Origin of the sequence: Mycobacterium sp. 5-140-3-2 (genome assembly GCF_035666375.1) — a bacterium.
GTDB classification, from domain to species: Bacteria; Actinomycetota; Actinomycetes; order Mycobacteriales; family Mycobacteriaceae; genus Mycobacterium; species Mycobacterium intracellulare.
The window spans coordinates 1,914,952-1,937,747 of sequence record NZ_CP142025.1 but is presented as its reverse complement, the minus strand read 5'-3'; the positions used below and the strand labels follow the sequence as shown (position 1 = coordinate 1,937,747).

The 22,796-nt window shown below is 63.8% G+C and carries 23 protein-coding genes; 12 read left to right on the top strand and 11 right to left on the bottom strand.

All coding sequences use genetic code 11. The features are described from left to right. The first annotated feature begins 58 nt into the window (after window positions 1-58). The 7 genes from P6281_RS09310 to P6281_RS09280 are packed head-to-tail and all read left to right on the top strand — an operon-like array spanning window position 59 to window position 6,400. Window positions 59-1,297 carry an alkyl sulfatase dimerization domain-containing protein gene (locus tag P6281_RS09310; protein ID WP_014384318.1) on the top strand — a complete coding sequence of 413 codons (1,239 nt, stop codon included), beginning with the start codon at window positions 59-61 and terminating at the stop codon, window positions 1,295-1,297. Continuing rightward, entirely contained in the window at window positions 1,294-2,043 is a 750-nt protein-coding gene (locus P6281_RS09305) for an SDR family NAD(P)-dependent oxidoreductase (protein WP_009976125.1), read from the top strand. Before P6281_RS09310 ends, P6281_RS09305 begins: the two co-directional genes overlap by 4 nt. Beyond that, complete coding sequence (locus P6281_RS09300) at window positions 2,040-3,245, top strand: sulfotransferase family protein (RefSeq protein WP_324738826.1); 1,206 nt, start codon at window positions 2,040-2,042, stop codon at window positions 3,243-3,245. The genes P6281_RS09305 and P6281_RS09300 overlap by 4 nt, the downstream gene beginning before the upstream one ends. A gap of 1 nt (window position 3,246) precedes the next feature. Continuing rightward, a complete protein-coding gene (locus tag P6281_RS09295) occupies window positions 3,247-4,011 on the top strand; it encodes an SDR family NAD(P)-dependent oxidoreductase (protein WP_036458592.1) in 765 nt (254 codons plus the stop codon). A 25-nt stretch (window positions 4,012-4,036) separates the two neighbouring features. Beyond that, window positions 4,037-4,849, top strand: coding sequence for a sugar phosphate isomerase/epimerase family protein (locus P6281_RS09290; protein WP_009976120.1), 813 nt, complete (start codon window positions 4,037-4,039; stop codon window positions 4,847-4,849). 58 nt (window positions 4,850-4,907) lie between these two features. Next, window positions 4,908-5,393 (top strand): VOC family protein, encoded by a 486-nt coding sequence (locus tag P6281_RS09285; protein WP_324738825.1) that lies wholly within the window; start codon window positions 4,908-4,910, stop codon window positions 5,391-5,393. Continuing rightward, window positions 5,390-6,400, top strand: coding sequence for a zinc-dependent alcohol dehydrogenase (locus tag P6281_RS09280; protein WP_036458588.1), 1,011 nt, complete (start codon window positions 5,390-5,392; stop codon window positions 6,398-6,400). Before P6281_RS09285 ends, P6281_RS09280 begins: the two co-directional genes overlap by 4 nt. A gap of 345 nt (window positions 6,401-6,745) precedes the next feature. On the opposite strand, the gene P6281_RS09275 is transcribed toward P6281_RS09280, so the two are convergent. The 3 genes from P6281_RS09275 to P6281_RS09265 form a co-directional block, all read right to left on the bottom strand. Next, on the bottom strand, window positions 6,746-7,978 hold the full coding sequence (locus P6281_RS09275) for a cytochrome P450 (RefSeq protein WP_009976113.1): 1,233 nt from the start codon (window positions 7,976-7,978) through the stop codon (window positions 6,746-6,748). Next, the gene (locus tag P6281_RS09270; protein WP_014379739.1) at window positions 7,975-9,207 is read right to left on the bottom strand and encodes a CaiB/BaiF CoA transferase family protein; all 1,233 of its coding nucleotides are present in this window, start codon (window positions 9,205-9,207) and stop codon (window positions 7,975-7,977) included. The genes P6281_RS09275 and P6281_RS09270 overlap by 4 nt, the downstream gene beginning before the upstream one ends. 134 nt (window positions 9,208-9,341) lie before the next feature. Next, window positions 9,342-9,872 (bottom strand): nuclear transport factor 2 family protein, encoded by a 531-nt coding sequence (locus P6281_RS09265; protein ID WP_009956519.1) that lies wholly within the window; start codon window positions 9,870-9,872, stop codon window positions 9,342-9,344. Between the two features lie 114 nt (window positions 9,873-9,986). On the opposite strand from P6281_RS09265, the gene P6281_RS09260 reads away from it, so the two are divergent. Beyond that, window positions 9,987-11,606, top strand: coding sequence for a class I adenylate-forming enzyme family protein (locus tag P6281_RS09260; protein ID WP_009956520.1), 1,620 nt, complete (start codon window positions 9,987-9,989; stop codon window positions 11,604-11,606). Here the strand turns inward: P6281_RS09260 and P6281_RS09255 are convergent. Then, a complete protein-coding gene (locus P6281_RS09255) occupies window positions 11,596-12,003 on the bottom strand; it encodes a hypothetical protein (RefSeq protein ID WP_233425324.1) in 408 nt (135 codons plus the stop codon). The two genes, P6281_RS09260 and P6281_RS09255, sit on opposite strands and share 11 nt — an antisense overlap. Before the next feature lie 137 nt (window positions 12,004-12,140). Between P6281_RS09255 and P6281_RS09250 the strand changes: the two genes are divergently transcribed. Together P6281_RS09250 and P6281_RS09245 are read left to right on the top strand one after the other, a co-directional pair. After that, window positions 12,141-12,929: an SDR family NAD(P)-dependent oxidoreductase gene (locus tag P6281_RS09250; protein ID WP_201408190.1), complete on the top strand. Its 789-nt coding sequence runs from the start codon at window positions 12,141-12,143 to the stop codon at window positions 12,927-12,929. Window positions 12,930-12,960: 31 nt separating this feature from the next. Beyond that, on the top strand, window positions 12,961-14,046 hold the full coding sequence (locus P6281_RS09245; protein ID WP_023879872.1) for an NAD(P)H-dependent amine dehydrogenase family protein: 1,086 nt from the start codon (window positions 12,961-12,963) through the stop codon (window positions 14,044-14,046). A 145-nt stretch (window positions 14,047-14,191) separates the two neighbouring features. Here P6281_RS09245 and P6281_RS09235 read toward each other — a convergent pair whose 3' ends face one another. From P6281_RS09235 to P6281_RS09220, 4 genes are all read right to left on the bottom strand, one after another. Then, window positions 14,192-14,902 carry an alpha/beta fold hydrolase gene (locus tag P6281_RS09235; protein WP_009976107.1) on the bottom strand — a complete coding sequence of 237 codons (711 nt, stop codon included), beginning with the start codon at window positions 14,900-14,902 and terminating at the stop codon, window positions 14,192-14,194. Continuing rightward, window positions 14,899-15,822: a dihydrodipicolinate reductase gene (locus tag P6281_RS09230; RefSeq protein ID WP_014379733.1), complete on the bottom strand. Its 924-nt coding sequence runs from the start codon at window positions 15,820-15,822 to the stop codon at window positions 14,899-14,901. Before P6281_RS09230 ends, P6281_RS09235 begins: the two co-directional genes overlap by 4 nt. A 252-nt stretch (window positions 15,823-16,074) precedes the next feature. After that, complete coding sequence (locus P6281_RS09225) at window positions 16,075-17,139, bottom strand: spirocyclase AveC family protein (RefSeq protein ID WP_014384315.1); 1,065 nt, start codon at window positions 17,137-17,139, stop codon at window positions 16,075-16,077. A 1-nt stretch (window position 17,140) separates the two neighbouring features. Continuing rightward, on the bottom strand, window positions 17,141-17,389 hold the full coding sequence (locus tag P6281_RS09220) for a hypothetical protein (protein ID WP_009976100.1): 249 nt from the start codon (window positions 17,387-17,389) through the stop codon (window positions 17,141-17,143). Between the two features lie 339 nt (window positions 17,390-17,728). Between P6281_RS09220 and P6281_RS09215 the strand changes: the two genes are divergently transcribed. Further along, a complete protein-coding gene (locus P6281_RS09215; RefSeq protein WP_009976099.1) occupies window positions 17,729-18,487 on the top strand; it encodes an SDR family oxidoreductase in 759 nt (252 codons plus the stop codon). Window positions 18,488-18,516: 29 nt separating this feature from the next. Continuing rightward, a complete protein-coding gene (locus P6281_RS09210; RefSeq protein ID WP_324738824.1) occupies window positions 18,517-19,320 on the top strand; it encodes an SDR family NAD(P)-dependent oxidoreductase in 804 nt (267 codons plus the stop codon). Window positions 19,321-19,326: 6 nt separating this feature from the next. Here P6281_RS09210 and P6281_RS09205 read toward each other — a convergent pair whose 3' ends face one another. From P6281_RS09205 to P6281_RS09195, 3 genes are read right to left on the bottom strand one after another with little or no spacing between them, the layout of a single operon-like run. After that, window positions 19,327-20,325 carry a hypothetical protein gene (locus P6281_RS09205; RefSeq protein ID WP_238963642.1) on the bottom strand — a complete coding sequence of 333 codons (999 nt, stop codon included), beginning with the start codon at window positions 20,323-20,325 and terminating at the stop codon, window positions 19,327-19,329. Between the two features lie 43 nt (window positions 20,326-20,368). Then, window positions 20,369-21,433 (bottom strand): NAD(P)H-dependent amine dehydrogenase family protein, encoded by a 1,065-nt coding sequence (locus tag P6281_RS09200; RefSeq protein WP_324738823.1) that lies wholly within the window; start codon window positions 21,431-21,433, stop codon window positions 20,369-20,371. 15 nt (window positions 21,434-21,448) lie between these two features. After that, entirely contained in the window at window positions 21,449-22,687 is a 1,239-nt protein-coding gene (locus P6281_RS09195; protein WP_009976092.1) for a cytochrome P450, read from the bottom strand. Window positions 22,688-22,796: the final 109 nt, after the last annotated feature.

Sequence of the window (22,796 nt, the reverse complement as noted above, 5' to 3'; positions counted from 1 at the left end):
TAGCAAAGTCCGGCCGGCTGAACCACGCCGCGCGGCTGGCGGAGAGGAAGTACGGCGTATGGGGTCAATTCATCACCGCCGACCCGGCGTCGAGGCGATTGCTGCCGCATCGGGTCAGCCAGCGACGTCGCTGGGCGATGGCATCTGGATGTCACCGGGAGTGTCGAACACCTATGCCGTAGAGACCGGCAGCGGGCGGATCATCATCAACACCGGAGTTTTCTACGAGGGGCCACTGCATCGCGACGCCTACCAGGCGGTGCCGGGGCCGACCCACACGATCATCGTCACGCAGGGCCACGCTGATCACTGGGGCGGAGCGGCCGCGCTCCGAGACCCGGACACGGCGGTGGTGATGCACGCCAACTATTACTACTGGCGCGACGACAACGAACGACTAATGCCGGCCCGTGTGCGCAACACCGCCTTCGCCTTCGAGAAATTCACCAGGGCAACCCTCGAACACCTCAAGGACGTCGACATGTCGCTCTTCGACATGTCTTTTCCTGAACCGACTATCACGTTCGATCGTCACCTGGGTCTGAACGTCGGCGGGAGGCAAGTGGACCTGCACTGGACGCCCGGAGGCGAAACCACCGATGCACTGGTCGCATGGTTACCAGACAGCCGAGTCCTGTTCACCGGTAACCTGTTTGGCCCGCTGTTCGGTCACGTGCCAAATCTCGTGACGATCCGCGGTGATCGGTATCGCGATCCGATCCAGTACATCGAGGCGCTCGATCTGGTGCTGTCCCTGCAGCCCGATCGCCTCATCACCGGGCACTTTGACCCCATCGAAGGTGCCGACCTTATCGCGACCGAGGTCACCGCCATGCGCGATGCCATGCAGTGGGTACACGACCGCGTCATCGATGCCATGGTGTCGGGCTCCGATATCTACAGCCTGATGAACGAAATCCGGCTGCCCGAACGTTTCGACGTCGGCGAGGGTTATGGGCGGACCACGTGGAACTCCCGCGCCATCTGGGAGCTCTACGGCGGCTGGTTCCACCACCGCTCCACCACCGAGCTGTTCCCCATCCCGCCGTGGTCGGTCGCGCCGGACGTCGTGGCGGCCGCTGGCGCCGAACGGCTCGTCGCGGCCGCCCGCTCGCGTTTAGACGCCGGCCAGGCGGTCGAGGCGCTGCACCTAACCGATCTAATTCTGGCCGGCGACGACACCAACGCGGCCGCCAAGGACGTCGCCATTGCCGCACACGAGCGTCTGCTCAGCGATGCAGACAACTTCTGGGTGAAGGCCTGGATCCAGCACTCCATCAAAGGATTATCGGCATGAACGCGGTCACCTTCGACTTCGCCGGCGCCAAGGTTCTCGTCACCGGTGGCACGAGCGGCATCGGACAGGAGATTGCCACCCAATTCGCCAAAGCGGGTGCCGCCGTGACCATCACCGGGACCCGTGCCTCCACCGAAGACTATGACGATGACCTGAGCGCATTCACCTACCGGCAATGCCAGATCCGCGACGAAAAATCAGTCGACGACCTCGCCGCGTCGCTTGGAGAACTGGACATCCTGGTCAACAACGCGGGCGGTCCATTCCCGGAGTGGAAGGATGAATGGACCCCCGAGGGCTTCGCCCTATCCCTGACGCAGAACCTCTTCGGAGCGATGCGTTTGACTATGGCATGCGAGGGTCTGCTCAAGAGCAGCACGGCACCCGGCGGAGCCAACGTCGTCAACACCACCTCGATGTCGGCCTTCCGCTCGGCGATCCTGTCACCGGGATATGGATCGTCGAAAGCGGCACTCACCGCACTGACGTGGAATCTCGCGCGACGCTGGTGCAACGACGGCATCCGCGTCAACGCCGTCGCACCTGGCCTCATCCACACGCGACTGAGCGACCCCGGTATCAATCTCCCGCAAGTCGTCGATGTTGAAATCGGATTCCATACTCCGCTCGGGCGTCCAGGAAAGCCTGAAGACTGTTGGGCGGCAGTGCTTTTCCTGTGCAGTGAACCGGCCCGGTACATCACTGGGGCCACCATCGCCGTCGACGGAGGGTACCTGACGGTATGAGCACCGACACGCCGTCCGCGGTGGATTACCGTGCGGTCCGCAGCCCCGATGACGTCCTGCGCCTCGCGCAGCAGCGCAGCGGTTTACACGAAATCGATTCCGATTCCTGGCGCGAAGGATTGGCGATCCTGCTCGACGAAATTCACTCCTCGCCGCTGGTCACCGACTCCGGTCGCGAATACCTGATCAGAAACTTCGCGCGGGTCCTCGCGAGCCGCCTGGAAGTGCACGACTACGCGAAGCGCCACCCCGAAGTGCGCGAGCAGGAGATCAAACGGCCCCTCGTCACCCTTGGGATGCCGCGCACAGGTACCACCGTGATCAGCTATTTACTGGGCGAAGACCCGGCACGCCGCTCGCTGCTGCACTGGGAGTGCATCCACCCGGTGCCGCCCGCGACCACTGCAACTTTGAAGAGTGATCCGCGATGCTTGGCCCTCCTTGAAGAGCAGCAGGCGATGCTGAAGATGGTGCGGAAGGCCAAAGTTGCCATCCCGCACTGGGAAGACGCCGATGGTCCGACCGAGGACATGTTCATCCACGCCGCCGATTTCAAGGCCCTGTCGTGGGAATCATGGCAGCCCACTGCTCGATACTCCGAGTGGCTCATCGGCGAAGCGGACATGACGAGCACTTACGAGTATCAGAAGTTGGTGCTGCAAATCCTGCAGTCGAAGGCGCCTGGCACCTGGAACTTGAAAATGCCGTCGCATGCGGTGCACATCGAAACCCTGCTGACCGTATTCCCCGACGTGCGTATGATTTGGGCCCATCGTGACCCGTTCAAGGCCACGGGTTCGCTGTGCAACCTCCTGATGATGCCCCAGCAGGTGGTGATGCGTGAAGCAGACATCGACCGCCGCGCGCTCGGCCGCAAGGCCACGGATCAGATGCGCGCGCACGTCACCCGCCCGCTTCGAGTCCGCGAGCGCATCGGAGATGACCGCTTCTTCGACATGTACTACTCGGAGATGATGCGTGATCCGATTTCAGTGATGCGCAGTCTGTACGACTGGGCCGGCGATGAACTCACCGATGACACCGTTCAGCGGATGCGTCGATGGCTTGCCGAACATCCTCAAGATCGGTTCGGTTCTGCCGCCTACTCATTGGAGCAGTACGGCTTGACCGTCGACGGGATCCGGCCCGTGTTCGACGAGTACTTAGCCGCCTTCGACATCGAACTTGAAGGGACTCCGTGACATGCCCGGGACAGGTGCGAACATATCCGGTCGCAGACGAGTCTTGGTTACCGGCGCGGCCACGGGCATCGGCGCGGCCATCGTCGACGTCTTCGTGAATTCCGGCGCCGACGTTGTCGCCACCTTCCATGAGGCGCCGGCTCCCGAGCGATCCCCAGCCTCCTGGCTTCGCTGCGACGTCACCAGTGTCAACAGCGTGGACGAGACGGTCGACGCAGCGGCGGCAGCCATGGGGGGCTTGGACGCCGTCATTCATGCCGCCGGCCTGTGGCTACCGGGCATCGCGGGAACGATTACCGACGCGGACATCGATCGGCTCGTGTCGATCAATGTGCGCGGGACCATTCACGTCAATCAAGCCGCTCACCGCATCATGCAGGGCTCAGGAGGCCGGATCATCAATTTCGGCTCCGCAGAAGCGGTCATGGGCAGTCCCATCTCGGCGGTCTACGCGGCCACGAAGGGAGCGGTACACGCGTGGACGCGCTCCGCCGCCAAGGCCTGGGGCAGTGAAGGCATCACCGTGAACGCGATCGCGCCGGCGATGCAGACGCCCGGAGCCGACCGCCTGCGTAGCTTTCTCGGTCCGGAAGGTTCGGCGTTCATGGACGAGAACCTGAAGTTGGCCATCCCATTGCGCGGAGCCCTCGGCGACCCGGCCACAGACCTTGCTCCGCTGCTGGTTTTCCTAGCCGGCGAGGGGTCTGGATTCATCACCGGCCAACTGCTCGCCGTCGATGGCGGCCTCATCATGCTGGGCGCCTGAGAAATCACACCGATCGGAGTACACCATGGACCGGCTGGGCATCGAATTCCTGAGCATCTTCGGCATGCCGCCACTCGAATTCATCTCTCTCACTGCGGAGTTGGGCTGCCACTACATCTCCACGGCGCTGTACGGGGTGCCGCTGCCCGAATTGGGTTACCCGACGTATTCGCTCAAGGACGACACACGTCTGCGGCGCGAGGTGATCGCCGCCCTGGCCGATACCGGTGTGAAAATCTCGTTGGGCGAGGGACTGCTGATCCTGCCCGAACGCGACTCCGCCAGTCTGGCAGCCGATCTCGACCTGATGGCCGAGCTCGGCGCCCAGAAGGTCAATGTCGTGAGCTTCGAACCCGATCTACGCCGAAGCTGCGACGAGTTCGCCGCGATCACCGAGATGGCTGCCCAGCGTGGAATGAGTACAGTCACGGAGGTCGTGCCGGGCTTCACCATCGGAGACCTCCGCACGGGCATGACGGTGGTCGAGTACGTCGACCGGCCCGAATTCCGCCTGCTGATCGACACCATGCACATCGCCCGGTTGGGCACGCGACCCGCAGACCTCGCAGAAATTCCGGCGGCCTGCATCGGATACATCCAGCTGTCCGATACCACTATGACCAGCCGATTCGACGACTACAACTTCGAGGCCATGAACGAGCGACTGGTCCCCGGCGCCGGTGAGGTGCCCCTCAAGGAGTACCTGGCCGAGCTCCCCAGGGACGTCGTCGTCGGCCTGGAGATGCCGCAACGCGAGGCGGCCCTCGCCGGTACCGGGGCAGCCGAGCGACTGCGTCCCGGCATCGAAGCGGCGCGGCAACTACTCGCGTCCATCTGAACGCCGTCCCACAACGCGCACGAAGAAAGGCAATGAAAATGGAAGAAGGGCAACGAGAATGAAGGCAGACGATCTGTACCACTGCGGACTCGTCGTCGAAGACTTCGACGCCGAGATGGCTTTCCTCACCGACGTAGTCGGTCACCGGTGGACTCAGGCTTTCGAGGTGGACCAGACGGTCGAACTCGACGGCCGGGTCGACACCATCCCCCTACGGCTGGCGTTCTCACTGACCGAACCACGACTGGAACTCGTCCAGGCCGTTCCCAACACCCTGTGGACCCCTTCGACCTCGGGCCTACACCACCTCGGATACTGGTCCGACGACATCGATGACGACATCGCGGCGCTGCGAGCAAATCACTTTGCTGTCGAGGGGCGGGGTCTAACCCCCGAAGGCGAAACGCTCTGGGCGTACTGCAAAGGACCGATCGGTCCCCGGATCGAACTCGTCAACCGCGTGATGCAGCCCGTAATGGAGAGCTTCTTCGCCATGGGGGCGGCCGATCCTGCGCGCGTTGACGGCGATCGGCCGATGCCATGAAGCAAGCGACAGTCATTGCCGTCGGCGAGACGGGGTTACTCGATGTTCCGAAGCCGCAAACCGGACCGAACGACGTCCTGTTGCGAATGCGTGCCTGCGGCGTGTGTGGGTCCGACGGGATTTACATATCCATGGGCGGGGTCCCACCGATGCAGGGTCGCATGCCTCTGGGCCACGAACCCGCCGGTGAAGTCGTCGAGGTGGGCGCGGACGTCGTAGGGATCCAGGTCGGCGATCACGTGGTCGTCAACCCGATGAGCGCCCCGAGCGGCATCATCGGAAACGGCGGCACCACAGGGGCGTTGGCACCGTACCTACTCATCGAGAACGCGGCGCGGGGACGCAGTCTCGAGGTCATACCCGACCACATACCGTGGGAGGTCGCAGCGCTCAACGAGCCCATGGCCGTCGCCCTGCACGGCGCCAATCGCTGCAACCCTCGAACCGGAGACAAGGTCGTCGTCTTCGGCGCCGGACCGGTGGGCCTCGGGGCAATACTGGCGTTCAAATCGCTCGGCGTGGGCCACGTGGTCGTGGTCGACCCAATTTCGGGCCGTCTCGAAAAGGCGCTGCAGGTCGGCGCCAACGCCGTGATAGATCCCACCGAGGAGGACGTCGTCACCCGGCTCTTGGAACTGCACGGCGAGGGCGAGTCGATGTTCGGCGGTCGGGTCGGGACTGATGTCTACCTCGACGCTGCTGGCGCGAACGCCGTCGTCGACACCGTCCTGTCGGCGGCGAAGCGGGGCGCGCGATTGACCATCGTGGGCGTCCACAAGGAACCCGTGTCCGTGGAGCTGCTCAACGTGATGGGCAACGAAATCGAGATCGTCGGATCCTGTGGATACCCGGACGAAATCTTCGAGGTGACAAAGGATCTGGTGGCCAACTGGCAGAAGTACGCCGTCATCATCAGCCACACAATTCCGTTCGATGACGTCGAGGAGGCACTGCGGCTGGCGGCCACCCCCGGCGCCGCGGACAAGGTCGTCGTGACGTTCCCCTGACGTCGCGCACGATCATCTTTGGGATTCGATCGCGTTTAGCGTCGGATCGCAGCGGCCGGCCCTGGGCCTCCGTCGACTGTGTGCTGTCAGCTCGACTCCAGCCCATTCACGCTCGCCGACCCCGGCTCTTGTTGCACGATTCGAGTTCTCGGGCGAGCTGATGCTTGTTCAACTTTCACGCGTCGGTGCGCGGGAGGCACCGCGTGAATGAAATCGACCGAGGCACTTGTATCTCGCCAGCCGCGCGTACAGCCACGCCAGCAATTCTCCGGCGATCACGTCGCCGGCGTCGGCGAGGTCGGCCAATTCGATCACCGCCTGGCCAATGTCGGCGTCCGCAACACTTCATCTAATTCTGCGCACGGGGACATTGGACCACCCGCAAACATTGGACATTGCCACCCGCCGCAACCCGCTGCGATCGACTTCGTACTCGGGGAGGAGATCGAGCAGCGCGCCTAGGGCGATGCGGCTCTCCATCCTCGCCAACGCGGCCCCCAAACAACTGTGTATGCCGTAGCCAAAGGCGAGATTGAAGCCCATTTTGCGCTCCCTGTCGATGTCCAATCGGTCAGGATCAGGGAACATCCGCTCATCGCGCGTCGCTGAACCCGTGACGAGCAGGACGGCGCTACCCTCGGGAATTGTCTTGCCGTGCAACGTCACATCGCGGGTAGCGGTGCGGACCTGGTACTGTGACGGCGCTTCGTAGCGCAGCAACTCTTCGATCGCGGCCGGAATCTTGCTACGGTCCTTCTGCAACTTCTGCCACTGGTCGGGAAAGTCGGCGAAGGCGACCATGGCATTGCCGATGAGCTTGGTGACGGTCTCCGCGCCCGCTCCCCCGAGCATGGTCGCGAAGCCGGTGATATCCACATCGGTGAGCTTCTCGACCTGCCCGTCTCGCTCGATCTCGGTCTCGATGAGCCGGCTGATCATGTCGTCGCAGGGTTCGGCACGGCGCTTCTGCACCAGGTTGTAGTAATAGATCCCCGTCTTCGTCGAGGCCTCGAAACCCTCTGCGGTGGTGGCGATCTCACCGGGGCGCCGTTCAAGCAGCAGATCGAGCCAGAGACGAATCTGGTCGCGGTCCTGCTTCGGCACTCCCAGCATGGTGGTGATGACCTCGTTCGGAAACAGGGCCGAGAAGTCGGCTACCACGTCGAAGGAGGACGGGTCGAGCGCATGAATGCGCTCGTAGACCTTCTCGCGCACCATGTCTTCCAGCGCGGCGATGGCGCGGGGGGTGAACACGTTGCTCACCAGCCGGCGCATCTTCTGATGTTCGGGCGGGTCCATCGAGATGATCACTTTGGGCACCGGCAGCGCATCGTCGTGCGCCTGCACCATGTCCAGCGTGGCGCCCTTGGCAGACGAGAAGGTTTCGTAGTCTTTGGTAGCGGGCGCCACGTCGTCGTAACGGGTCAAGGCCCAGAAGTCCCACTTTGCGTTGTAATAAACGGGAGCCTCGTCGCGCAGCCGACGGTACGTGTCGAACGCTCCATTGAAGAAGTCGTCCGAGAACGGGTCGAAATCAACAGGATTCTCAGAAGCGATCTGCGATGGCGTTGCACTCATAGGATCGCCCCGGTTTCCTTGTAGGTCGCGATGGTGTCCCAGTCCAAGCCTGCCTCCATCAAGACCTCTTCGGTGTGCTGGCCGTGTTCGGGTGCGCCCGGCGGGACAACGGCCCGTTCGTCGAACTGGACGGGGTTTGTGGGCAACGAGTATGGCGAGCCGTTCATCGTGGCGGTGTTCGCGACATAGCCGTTGGCGGTCACCGCCGGGTCATCACAGAGTTCTCCGGGGGTTTGGACAACCCCCCAGGCGCCAGAGAGTTCGGCCAGCTGTTCGCGCCATTGCGCGAGTGTGCGTTTTGCGAACACCTCGTCCATGAGCGAGATGAGTTCCGTGCGGTTGGCGAAACGTGCTGCGGGACTGGCAAACCGCTCATCCTCGACCAATTCGGGCAGGCCGATGGCGCGCATCGCTTCCGGGTAGAACTTGTCGAGTTGCAGCATCATCAGCTGGACGTAGCGGTCGTCCTTGGTGCGGTAGGTCCCCACCAGAGGGTTGGGTGCGTCGGCGTGGCTGTACTTCGGGATCGAGCTGCCACCGTGAATCTGGCTCACCGCGACGTCGGGGCTGAGGTTCCACGCGGCCAGCCCGAGCAGGGAGACATCCACCACCGAACCCTGGCCGGTGGTCGCCTTCCTGTACAGAGCGGCCGCGATCCCGCCGGCGATCGCCATGCCCCCGAGGAGATCTCCGAAGGCGGGCCGCGACCGCACCAACTCGTCGCCGTCTTCGGTGAGCATGGCGGCGATGCCGCCGCGCGCCCAGTAGGAGACGCCGTCGTAGCCAGGCTTGTCCGAATCGGGACCCTTCGGGCCGTGGCCTGACCCGCGCACGTACACGATGCCGGGATTCGCTGCCCTGATGTCGTCGACGTCGATGCCCATCTTCTTGCGGCGAGTCGGCAGATAGCTGGTGAGGAATACGTCGCACGTGGCAGCGAGCTTACGGATGACGTCCTGGCCGCCGGGTGTGCTCAGATCGACGCCTATCGACTTCTTCCCCCGATTCGGTATCTCGATCATGTAGTTGACCGTGCCGCCGCCCTCGTCCACGATGCCCATCGTGACCAGGCCACGCTGTGGATCACCGCCCTCGCGGGGCTCGACCTTGATAACCTCGGCGCCCCACTCGGCGAGCACGGCGCCGGCCGACGGGACGAAGGTCCACGCCGCGACCTCCAACACGCGGACGCCGCTGAGCACTTTGTCGTCGGAAATGACGGCCTCCATTGGTCTCAGTGGTACGGGTGCGAGCGCACCGGCAGGCTTGCAACGGCGAAAACGCACGATTGCATTATGTGAGAATGTCAGTTTCGAACGGATTTGTAAACCGCGTCGGCGCGTGAGGCAACCGGCGCCGGAGGCTATGGGCGCGCCGATAACCGCTCGGGCAGCGCGGGATCTCCGTCGGCCCAGAAGGCCCGCCACGTCGGCATGCGCTGGGGCATGGCCGCACGCAACCGAACGTCGGTCGGCCAGCGCATGAATTCCGGACCCGGGCGCTCCGTCACGTCGACCGAGTACCAAGGATGCTCCCGCCGCTTGACGAAGCACCACTGGCCGCCGCGGCGCTCGTAGACGTCGTCGTAACGCATCGTGATCACAAACCACCCGTCGCCGTCCTCGTGTTCGGCGCGGCAATACACCGATCCGGTCGCGTGGTCAGGGTCGATGAAATCGAACTGGTGGCCGCAGATCAGGTGGATGCTGCGGTAGAACCGCCGAAGTACCCGGTCGTACCAACGCTTCAGCGCATCCCTGCCGTGGCCCTCCGCGCCGGCGTCGACGTCGTCGACGAACAACGCCACCAGCGCGTTGAGATCCCGGGCGTCGAGGGCCATCGCGTATCTACTGGGCAGCTGGCTGATCGCGAGACTCGATTCGACCCGGTCCAAACGATCGCCAGTGGACCGACGCCCCGCTTCTGCGGCCATGGCGGAATTGTAGACCGAAAGCAACGAATGAGAACCTTTGTTCTCGTTTTCTGCAAAGGCTACTATCCTGCGCTCATGCCCTTCCCGAAGATCTTGCCCACGATTCCCGCTCTGGTGAGATCCTGCGCGGCACGTTTCGGGGACAAGCCGTTCCTCATCGCCGATGGTCAGGAATTGACCTATATCGACCTCGACCGGCGCTCGGCTGCGCTGGCGATCGCCCTGCTGGCGGAGGGTATAAGCAAGGGCGATCACGTCGGAATCTTGATGCCGAACAGCGTCGATTGGGCCCTGGCCTGGTTCGCCACCACACGCATCGGCGCGGTCGCGGTGCCGCTCAACACCTTTTACCAGGCGTCCGAACTCGCCTGGACCGCACGCCATGCCGACCTGCACGCGATCCTGACGTGGTCGCGGTTCCGCAATCACGACTTCCTCGCCCGCCTCCGGGAGGCGCTGCCGGGGCTGTCGGATCAGCGCGAGCCGGGCCGCATCGCCGTACCCAAAGCGCCGTTCCTGCGGACCGTTGCCGTGTGGGGGCCATCCGATCAGGCCTGGACGACAACGATCGACGGCGATGGCAACATGTCGGCCAGCGACACCGACTTCCTGGTCGATGTGGAACTGTGCGTAACGCCGGCCGACGACGCGACGATCATCTACACCTCGGGCAGTACCGGAGACCCGAAGGGTCCCGTCCACACCCACGGCGCGCTGGTGCGGCATACCTACAACCTCACGTTCACCTATGGGGTCACCCACGACGACGTGATGTTCACCGCCATGCCCTTCTTCTGGGTGGGAGGTCTGATCACCGGATTGCATGCCGTGATCCACCACGGCGCAACGCTGGTCACCCAGCCCGCGTTCGACGCGGCCGAGGCCCTGGAACTCATGGAGCGCCACCGGGCGACGATCACGCTGGGCTGGCCCCAGCAGGGCAAGACTCTGGCCGAGCATCCCGATTTTCCTGGACGCGATCTGAGCTCGGTGCAACGGACCAGCATGCCCGCGATGGTGCCGCCCGCGCGTCGACCCAAGGGACCTAACGCGCTGGGGATGACGGAACTGTGCGGCAACCACATTGGGGTCGACCCCTATGTGCCGCAGCCGCCCGAGCGGTCCGAAACCGGTGGCGTATCCATCGAAGGGCTGCACCATCTGATCGTCGACCCTGACACGGGGCGGCCGGTGCCCGTCGGCGCGCCGGGCGAAATCTGGGTTCGCGGATACTCGTTGATGCAACGCCTGCACAAACGTGAGCGCGAAGAGGTGTTCACGCCAGACGGCTACTACCGGACGGGCGACTGCGGCGTCGAGTACAACGACGGTTGGATCAGGTTCACCGGTCGGTTGGGCGATCTGATCAAGACGGGTGGCGGCACCAACATCACACCCAGCGAGGTCGAGCGGGCGCTGGCCGACTGCGACGGCGTGCTGGAGGCATACGTGGTGGGCGCCGAGAGCGAGGAGCACGGCACTGTGGTCGCGGCGGCGGTGGTACCGCGCGGCGACTCGGCGCTCGACGGCGAGTCCTTGCGGGCGCAACTGCGTGGCCGGTTGTCGGCGTACAAGGTTCCGAAGTTCATCTGGGTCACCGCGAAGCAAGAACTCCCTTTCACCGCGAGCGGAAAGGTCAAGAAGTCGGAGCTGGCGCAACAGCTCAGCGAACTGTTGGCGCACCCTAAGGGGTGACCGGCTGCCCGTCTGCCATATTCGTGGTCATCAGTGTCAACGGAATGCCGAACAACGGCTCCAGCTTGACTTCGGTCAGCTCGAAGCCGTCACCTTCGTGCCGCTGCCGGAAGTCGGGCTTGACGCCGTATCGCGCCGCGATGTGTTCGCCAGCATCACAATCCGCGGTACGAATCACGACAGAGAACAGGCCGTCGCCGTTGCGGGACAAGAACTCCGCCGCGGTGCCCGCGTCCGTCGGTGCAGCCGCGGTGGGAGCGATGAGCTCGAAACCGCGGTCCCAGTCGAGTCGGATTTGCAGGCCGAGGTGCTCGAGCTCGAAAGCCTCGAACTGAAAGCCCAATGCGCTCAGGTACTCCGCAGCGCGGTCGAGCCGCTCGAGGCCGATCGCGAACACGACGTGGTGCAACTGTGGCTGCGGCATACGAACGACTCTACGACACCCTAAAGGGCGCTTTCCGATAACCGGAAATATTGATTCTCATTACGGTAGATTCGCCGCTGCGAACCCAAAACCCGTGCGGAGAGGCGCTCATGGCACTCGAACAATTCAAGCTGGACGGTCAGGTGGCGATAGTCACCGGCGCCGGACGCGGCGTCGGCGAAGGCATCGCCAAGGTACTCGCAGAAGCGGGCGCCACCATCGTTGGCACGGCACGAACTTCGTCCGAGGTGGAAGCGACGGTCAAGGATATCGAACTAGCCGGCGGTACAGGCCTCGCGCTCACTGCCGATGCACTCAAACGTTCGGACAGCGAACGCGTGGTGCAAACCGCCGTCGACAAGTTCGGCCGAATCGACATCCTTGTCAACAACGTTGGTTTCGCAACGTATGGCCCATTTCTGAGCCTCACCGACGACAACCTTCGGCAGACGTTCGACTACTGCGTCACTTCTGCCTTCATCATGAGCCAGCTCGCGGTGCCCCACATGTTGAAGGTGGGACGGGGCTCCATCGTAAACATCTCCTCCGGTGCAGGTCGATTCGGAATCCGTGGATTGTTGCCCTATTCCGTGGCCAAGGGCGGGCTCGAAGCTCTGACCCGAGCCATGGCGCAGGAGCTCGCCCCCAAGATCCGGGTAAATGCCATCGCCCTGGGCGCCTTTATGACGACCGGACTGCAGTCAAGCTTCGACCTCATGCCGGGCTCCGAGGGGAAGCTGAAGGAGCTGACGCCCCTGCATCGTATCGGCGACGTCGCGGACCTCGGCCGACTGACGCTATATCTGTCCACCCGCGATTGCTATGCCACCAATTCGACCTTCATCGTCGACGGTGGCCTCCAGGGGCCGAATTCGTCCCTGCCAATTCCCGACCTGTAGCGCAAAAGCACCCTACGAAGGAGCAATTGACGTGGTAGACCAAATCTTACGCGTCGCAGTCATATCCACCGGTGGAGTGGGCAGCATCGCCTTGCGCGCGATCAACCGCCGCGCACACCTCGACCTGGTCGGCGTATGGGTGCACAGTCCCGAGAAGGCGGGCCGCGACGCCGGTGAGGTAGTCGGGGTCGGCCCCATCGGCGTCACGACCACCGCCGATCTCGACGACATCATCAAGCTCAAGCCCGACTGCGTGGTGTATGCGGCCATGAGCGACGAAATGGATGCGGCCGCGGTGCGCGACTATCTCCGCATTTTGAGGGCCGGCATCAATGTGGTCACGACCAACACGCCCGGAATGATGTTTCCCGACCGGTGGATTCCCAACCTGGCCGATCAGGTGCGGGCCGCGGCGCTCGCCGGCGGCGCCACGATATACACGTCCGGTATCGAACCCGGCTTCGCCGGCGACCAGTTCGCCGTCATACTGTCCACCCTGTCTAACACGATCCGCTCGGTCCGTGCACAAGAGATCTTTGACTACTCGGCCTATCCCAACGAGTACCTGATGTTCGACGCCATGGGTTTCGGTCGCCCACTGGATTTCAAACCGATGCTCGAACTCGAGGGCGCACAGCAGTTCGCCTGGGGACCACCGATCGGTCTCGTCGCCCGCGCCCTCGACGTCGAACTCGACGAGATCACCGAACGCTACGAGCGCGTGATCACGCCACGCGACCTACACGTGGCGTGCGGCTTGATTCCGGCCGGCACCTGCGGAGCAGTGAGGGCCGAGACCACCGGGGTAGTCGCCGGCCATCCGGTGATCACCATCGAGCACATCAACCGCATGGCTCCCGACCTGGCGCCGCAGTGGGCGTCGGCGCCACACGGCACTTACCGCATCGTGATCGAGGGTGAACCGCACATCCACTGTGACCTTCGCTTCGGTACCGAAGGCACCGCGGCATCGGCGAATGACAACGCCATGGAGGCGACGGCCATGCGCGTTGTCAACGCCATCCCGTACGTCATCGATGCGGCTCCCGGCATCGCCACATCACTGGATCTGCCGATCACCGCGCCCCGCAACGCGCTGGATTTCGCGAGACGGTGAACATCGGACCGCGCCGTTACCCTCATCGACAATACGGCTTCACCAAGCAACTGCTGCCTACGCGGCGACGATGCCCGCGGACGTCGCGAACGCGGTTGCGTGGCTGGCATCAGATGAGTCGAAGTTTGTTACCGCAGCTGCAATTTCAGCTGACGTCGGGGTCGTCCAAGCTTAGCAGCACCGCACTCAGCTCGGCCGGACGGGCAAAGAACGGCGAGTGGCCGCCGTCCAATTCGACGACCCGTGCCCCGATCCTGCCGACCGCGTTGCGCCGAGCCCACGACTCCCCCACGGCGCGGTCGTCCCGCATGAGCACGTAGGTCGACGGCGTATCGGGCCAGCGGCTGATCGGGCAACGCTCCGTGAACACGGTGAACGCCTGGTGCCGTAGTTCGCTGAACGCATGACGTGCCATCGATTCCGGGCAATCATGGTAAAAGCCTTCCCGCACCGATTCCCAGGTAAGACCGAACGGTCCGGTACCTTGTTCTTGCGGCTCGGGAAATGTGATCGCATCGGGGTTGGCGGCCAGGTGTTCGACGAACGAGTGGCCCGGGACGGGCAGGAGGCCACCGACAAACACCATTCGGCGCACCGGGTACAGCGTGGCGATGACCGGTGCGCAAAGTCCCGAAATCGAGTGCGCGACAACGACAACGTCGTCGGATGCGCCGTCAGCTTCTCGCTCAATCGCAACGATCGCCACTTGCGCCCACTTCAGCGCCCCGGCCGAGTCGTCGTCGACTGGGAGATCAGGTGCGATCACGCGATGGCCTCGCCGCGCCAGCTCCGTGGTGACCGCATCCCAGCAGGAGCCGTAATGCAGCCCGCCGTGTAACAGCGCGAATAGGGTCACCGTCCGGTGCGGGAGAGTCGAGTAACGATCTCGGGTCCGGCCAGGGGCCATTCGATGACGCCAGGCGCTGCGGCCACCACGCGAGGAATGGCATTCACCGCGGCCATCGCGGTGGCCGTGATTCCCGGATTGACGTGATTTTCCTTGGACGGTTCGAGGTACAGTTCCAGGCTCATGCTGGGATTTCCTTCGACACGAAAGACCATTCCGCCCTGTTCCACGCGCGAGGGCTTCGGCCAGTGTTCGGGCCACGGTGTCGAACTCACCGTCGCGAAATATTGGACTGCCACTACTGGCCGGTCGTTGGCGACTCCGGAAAGCTGCCAGCGATGCCCGCAGATCGTTCCCGACGGCACCACGCCCACAGCAGTTGGTAGATCAACGGGAGCGAGCAGAGTCTCCCAGTCGAGTTCCACACGGTCGAGTTCGATCCCAAGTACGTCCGCAAGGTAACGCACGACCGCCTCCCAGTCGTGATTCACCTTGCCCGAAGCTATCCGGGCGGGTACGTGGCCATCCGGCTTGCCGAAACCCATTGACTCGTGCAACACATCCCAGATCGGATAGGACTTGTCCAAGTCCACCGCGTACTCGTCCATCCGATACGAATCGACGGTGCCCGCGCCGGCGAGCAGGGCGGTCGGAAGGTTGAGGCTTATGAATCCGGGTTCGCTACCCGTAGCGTAAAGGGTCGAATTGCCCTTCTTCGCGGCCGAATCGAGCGCGGTACGCCAGTGTTTCGGCGCAGCCGGCGGGTAGACCATCGGGATGGTCGAGATTGTAACGACGTTGATCCCTGATTCCAGCAGCGCGGCAATATCCGCGATCGCGTCCTCCTCCCGCCGCACCGCCGTCGCACAGTAGGACACACAATCGGGCTTTAGCGCAATGATTTCCGCCATGTCGTCGGTGGCCGTCACTCCCACGTCCGCCACCCCGCAGAGCCGACCCGCATCTGTGCCGACCTTGCTCGGTGTCGACACCTTTATCCCGACAAGGTCCAGTGCCGGATCGAGAATCGTGGCCCGCAACGCTTCTCTTCCCGTGAGACCCGTACCGATGTGGACGACTCGATGGCGGCCGAAACCGTGGTCAGTCATCACCGCTGCCTCCGATCAACGAAATTGCGATTATCGATTCGACACGCTGGTGGGGGACCCTTCGGATCGGGCTCATGTGTAGAAGGGCCCCGGCTTGCCCGATTCCTCGAGATGCCCATACGGGTCGTATACCTTGACATTCGGATACGGGTTCTGCTCATATGCGGGTGCGGACAGCCCCGCGACCCGTAGCCCGGACAACACCGCCAGCGGTACCCCGAACGATACGAGGCCCGCCGAAGCCGAAACGAGGAGCTGGCGCGTCAGCGTGACCTGTTTGCGGCCCGACCGCGCCGGAAGCCGGCGGGCGATCCGGTTGATCAGCACCAGCTCGCCCCCTTGGTCGCGGACACACATGACGGCAACCATCGCGAAGATGAACGAGTCGTACACCGCCATGATGAGCGGGAAATGGATGTGGCCGATCCGCAGCGTCGGGCCCACCGCCTCGGAGTAGTAGAAGATACCGAACCTCAACCAGCTGAACTGGACGAACCCGTTGAGCGGTATGGCGATCACGAACGCACCGAAGAAAACCGCGGCAAGCCGATGGCGCGCAAGCCAACTGGTTCTCCGGACCATAGGATCCAAGAAGCGGTCGTGCAGTTGCAGGATTCCCAGCCCATTGAGTAGGTAATAGGCCGCGTAACCCCCCAGGAATGACAACGCGGGCTCCAGGTTGGGCGAGATGTTCATATACGGCCATGACCGCGGGAAGTGCAGCATGCGCGGGTCGAACATCGCGAACGTCGCCCAGTTAGCCAACGGATCCAGTGCGCCGGTGATCAGGCCTGCGAACGCGATTACCACCGCCCAATGCAGCCTGCGCTGTCGCACCGAGAGCCACACCAACGATCCGATCAGGCCGAGCGCCATCGGAATGGAACTGAAGGCGACTACCAGCGGCCAGTTATCGAACCCGAGGAAGGGCGGATATGGCACGGGGCCCGGGGTGGGATTGGTGGTGCGGGGATCCCCGTGAGTGCCCGTTTGAACGGTCGCGACGGTCAATACCGCGAAGGCCAGGTAAGCGACGGTGAAAAGCCCCCACCCGGCCCTGGTCAGCAGCGTTGACGCGCTGGCATCAACCGGTTCGACGGAGCCCGTAGCAGTGTTGGAGTCAACGGTATTCGCCACGTCATGACCTCGCAGGGAGGGAGGCCTTGAGGATGACTTCGATGATGGTGCCCTTGCCCGAGCGGTAGTCGTCGCAACTGGTGAGATCGCGCGCGACGCCCTCGGATCGGCTCAGCGCACAGAATCCATACTTCTCGTGGTGGTAGAGGGGCAGGGCATCACGCATGCGCTGCCACACCGGATACGGGGCGTCGTCGATCTCGAAGTCGGACGGGTGGAAGTACGGCTGGCCGCCCACGGTTTGCGTCACGCGGTCGTCCTTCCTTACCCGCCGAGCAGGTCGTCTCGTCGAGAGTATTCGCTATCGCAAATCGCAAACAAGCCTTCCGCCCAGTTTGGTCAGACTTTGCCCGTGACCTCCGCGGGTTTGCCGGCGGTTTCTTTTGCTGACGGACACGCGTCCCGTTCGTCGCACCGCACATGTCAGCGCCGATCGACGAAAGGCAGCACAGCTGCCCCGGAACCGGCCGTTTTGCCCGAGTCGAGCGCGGCCGATCCGGCCCGCCTGAGAATAATGATTCTCATATGCGAGAATCAAGGTAGTGTCGGCGCAGCCGTCAATCATGAAAACATCCAAAGGAAGCAGGCAATGAGCGACCGGCACTCCAGCATCGCGGGGACGCGGATGTTGATCATCGGGGCATCGTCCGGCATCGGGCAGGCGTTGGCCCTTGCCGCCCACTCCAGGGGTGCTGCGGTGGCCCTCGCCGCTCGGCGGGTAGACCGCCTTTCGGAACTAGCTGATCGGCTCGGTGGAACGGCCCACGAACTCGACGTGTCCGATCCGCGCGCCATCGAATCCGTCATCAGCGCCGTTGCCGCCAACTTCGGGAAGCTCGACGCAGTGGTTTTCACCAGTGCCGTGGTGCCGTTCGCGCTGATCGAAGAGACCGACGTGGAGACCTGGCTGCACGCGTACGCCGTCAACGCCGTAGGGGCCTCCCACGTACTGCGGACGGCCCTCCCCCACTTGACCGACAGCGCGACGGTCGTCATCGCGTCGAGCCACGATGTAGGCCGCCCCCGCGCGGGTGTGGCCGCGTATCACGCGAGCAAGGCCGCGCTCGACGAGATCTTGCGCTCCTGGCGGGCCGAACATCCCGAGATCGCCGTGATCCGGGTCAGCGTCGGCCCCACTTGTGACACCGAGATCCTGCGCGGAGCCGACCGGGACCTGCTGGCCGATCTATATCGCGCCTGGGCGCACGGGGGTCAGATCCCGGACGAGATGTCTACGGTGGAGGACGTGGCCAACGCAATGCTTTCCCTGATCGCGATGTCGCGCGCCAACCCGACAGTGGTCAGCGAGATCGTTCACCTGGCGCCCCGAATCATCAAGGGCCAGTAGCCCTTCACAGCACCTCAGAGGACGGCTCAATGGACCTGGGTTTCGACGGCGCCACCGCGGTTGTCACCGGAGGCAGCAAGGGAATGGGGCTGGCGATCGCCGAGGGGCTCGGCGCCGAGGGCGCTTCCGTGGCGATCATGGCGCGCGGCCAGGCCGCCTTGGACTCGGCTGCGAGGCAAATCCGCAGTGCGGGAGCTCCCGAAGTGCTGACGATCAGCGTCGACATGTCCGACACCGAATCCATCGCATCGGCGTTCGCGTCCGTTGGTCATGCCTGGGACAGCCTGAACGTCCTGGTGCACACCGTCGGACCGAACGCGGGCGCATTCGAGGATCTCGATGACAACGACTGGCACGCCGCGTTCGAACTGGGAACGCTCTCTGCTGTGCGCTCGGTGCGGGCCGCACTGCCGATGTTGCGAGCCGCCGAGTGGGCCCGCATCGTCACCCTCTCGGCGCACTCGATCCAGCGCCAGAGCCCGCGCCTGGTGGCTTACACGGCCACCAAATCAGCCCTGTCCAGTTTCACCAAGAACCTGTCTAAAAGCCTTGGCACCGAGGGAATCCTGGTCAACTGCGTCTGCCCCGGTACCATCGTGACGGCCAGTTTCACCGAGATCTTGCGGGATGTGCTCGACGCCGACGGACTCGACTCATCGGATCCGAAACATGTGATGACCTGGGTCGAGAAGACCTACGGCCATCCCTGCGACGTCGGTCGTGCCGGGATGCCCGAAGAGATCGCGTCCATCACCGCGTATCTGGCTTCACGGCGAAACGGCTACGTGACGGGGGCCACCGTCAACGTCGACGGAGGTTCGGACTTCATCTGACCCACATCACCGGTCGAGCACGCGAGCCAGCGCGAACATCGCGGTGGCCGCGTCGAGCAGCTCCGGTGTCAGCAGGGTTCCGGTGTATTCGACCCAGCACCAGCTTCGCGCCGGCCGCATCCCCGACGAGGTGCGTGTCACGGAACCGAAGACGTGCAGCGGGCTCCCGCTGGATTCGAAGGTGAAGGTGTAAGAATCGGCGCCGATGGTCGCGTCGAGCGCGGTCATCCTTCCGGCCTGGTTGAATGTCGGCTCCGCGGCGATGTCCTTATATACCGTGGTGACACCGTCTTTGAGCTGATAGCCCGGACCGAAATCGACACCTTCGCGGCCCTGCCAGAAGCTGCCGCCACCCAACTGCCCATCGTCGAACTCATGCAGCCAGGACACCCACATGCCTTGCAGATGACGGGCGATGGGGAGTTCGGTGTACACCTTTTGCGGCGGCCCATACGCGAAGTCCTGGTGTGCGTAGCCGGACACCTCGACACCATCGACCGTGCCGGTGGCGTACATCAACTCGTGACGGTAGTAAACATCGTCGTCGATACCGTCCTGCGTGGGCACGTGCGTGAGGACGATGTCGCTGACGGTCCGTCCGTGTATCTCCCATCGATTGCTGGCGTCATACCAGTGAAACTCGTTGGTGTCGCGCTCGATTCGTCCGCTCGGATACGACAGCTTCACAATCTTGCCGTCATCGACGTATTGCAGCGGTTCAAACCAGTCGAGCGTCGAGTACTCGGGGTATAGGTGGGGTGCGTCGATGCCAAGGTCTTTCGGCAGTGATCGGAATCCGCACACCGGGGACACGACGTGAGTCATTCCGGTGAGAAAGTCGTCGCATCCCCGCACCCCCCAGTAGTTCTGACCGGATGCGTCGGCGACGACTGCGCCGAGCCAGATTCCCGACAGTCCCATGCCGAGACTCGGGACCCATTCGCGCCGGTAGTGGGCCAGGGACGGTGCCTCGCGAAGGACCTGGAAATCAATAGGTTTGACCACTCAACTCTCCTCGCTGGGTCGCGGCGGATGTAGGGGTAAGCGCCTACGTCGTGGGCACGGCGCCGCGCTCAGTCCAGTGCGCGACGAACGGCGTAATCGTCGACAAGTCGTAGAGCCCCGGCTCAGCCGCGATCACGGCCGGGATGGCGTTGATGGCGTGCATCGCGGTGGCCAGACAGCCCTGTTCGGCGTGATCCTCCCCGTGGGAGCCGATCACCAGTTGAACGGTCACGGTGGGCTTGCCCTCCAAGGTCACCGCATAACCGATCTCCGTCGGCCAATCGGGGGCCAGGTCGTCGGCCATCCGGGTCAGGTGTTCGACGGCGAGTGTGGTCTCGCCGCAGTCGACCACGACGCCGAAGCGCATGGCGCCCACGGTCCCTGCCGGAATCTCCCCGGCGGCCACCGTCAGCGCCCTCGGCGTCGTCACGACCTCGCGGAACCCCTCGACGGACCGGATATGGAGTCCGAGCGCCTGCGCAAGAATCGTCGCGCTGCCGATCCATGCGCTCGCGGCATAGTCGGTGTTGGTCAGCAACGGGGTGGGATCATCCGGCGCATGACCGAAGCCCATCGCATTGAAGATCAGGTCGCGGCTTGCGTAGGTCGAGTAGTTCAGCACCTCCCGCACACTGATCCGGTCGGTGCGCTCGGTCAGCCGGGACAGGATCGGCGCGAGCGACTCGCCGACGAAGCCCGGATACAGGCCCAGCCCCAGGAACGACGAACCGCCGGTGCGGCAAGCTTTTTCGATGGCGTCGGCCAGCGATTCGTGCAGTGAGCGGGGATGAACAAACCGACTGCCGGTGGCTACGACATTTTTGCCCGACGCCAAGAGATCACAGACATCGGCGAAGCAGCCCGGCGTGTCGGTCTCGACTTTTCCCATGTAGAGCACCACGTCGGCATCGGTTCCGATGATGGTGTCGCGATCGGCGGTCGTCAACACTCCCGCTTCGGGGACCCCGCACAGCGCGCCCGCGTCGACCCCGGCTTTGCCCGCGTCGTAGACCCGCACGCCGACCAGTTCCAGGTCCGGCCGGCTCAAGACGTGACGCAAGGACATCGTTCCGGTCACCCCGGTGGCCCACTGGATCACGCGAGTCATGTCAGGCGGCTTCCTCTAGTCCCATACCACGTCGAGGCGCGACGGTGATCGAAACATGGTGCCGGTCACGTAGGGCGGCGGGGCGTCGGGGTCCAGCCGCAGCCCCGGGAGTTCGTCGAGCAAGGCGTCGAAGATCTTGGTGCTCTCCAACCGCGCCAGGTGCATTCCCAGGCACACGTGCGCGCCATGACCGAACCCGATGTGCGGCTTGCGCTCCCGGAAAATGTCGAAGGACTCGGCGTCCTCCCATCGCGTCTCGTCATGGTTGGCACTGCCGAGGTTGACCATCATCGTCGAACCCTTCGGGATATGGAGCCCGAAAAAGTCGATGTCGGCAGTGACCTCTCGGATGAAGTTGAGCAGCGGCGTCTCCCACCGGATGCCCTCCTCGATCGCCTGCGGCAACAGGCTGCGATCGGCGCGCAGCGCATCGAGCTGGTCGGTGTGGGTCAACAGACCCAGCGCGAGGCTGGCCGTCGAGCGCGACGTGGTCTCTGCTCCCGCGGGCAAGAGATTGCGCATGAATCCGTAGATTTGTTCATCGGACATTTTGACGCCGTCGATCTCGGCCCGAGACAGGATGGTCACCATGTCGTCCTTCGGCGACTTGCGCCGGTCGGCGAGGACTCCGACGAAATACTCCTTCATCTGAGCCGAGGCCTTCATCGCCGTTTCCATGTCGGCACGAAAGCCCAGCAGGTCGATGGCCAGCCGGTGAAACTCGCCGACATCGGATTCGGGCAAGCCGAGCAGGGCGGCGATGATCCGGACCGGGATCGGCATGAACACCGCATTGACCACGTCGGCGCGCTTGTTGTCGCGGAACTTCGCGATCGTGCGGTCCACTAGGGGCCCAACGAGTTCGGTGTCCCAGCGTTTCATCGAGGACCTGGCGAACGCGAATTCGTGCAATCTGCGATACGTCGCGTGTTCGGGTTCCTGCATTTCCAGGATCGTCGGGCCTTGCAGCGGTCGCACCATGTCCTCGTAGATCCGGGTGCTGAACGTGATGTTGTCGGTGAAGACGGCCTTGACCGCGTCGAACGAGTACGCCGTGAATGTCTTCGTGCCGTCCGGTCCGTCCTCGGGGACGCCCATCTCCGGCCAGCCGGGGTGAACGGCCGCCTTCCGCCGCAACTCGCGCAGCAGCGGGTAGGGGGTCGCGGCGCCGTCGGCGCCCATTCCGGCGTTGAACTTCTCCTGCGCATCACGGATGCGCTGCTCGATGTCGCCAGCAACCGCAGGCTCCGTCACGTGCCCACCTCCCGTACGACCGTTCAACCTACACCTTGTCGGTTGCAAACCTACATCATGTAGGTTGAACCAACCAGAACTCGGGGAAGTCCGAAAGAGCAACCTGGAG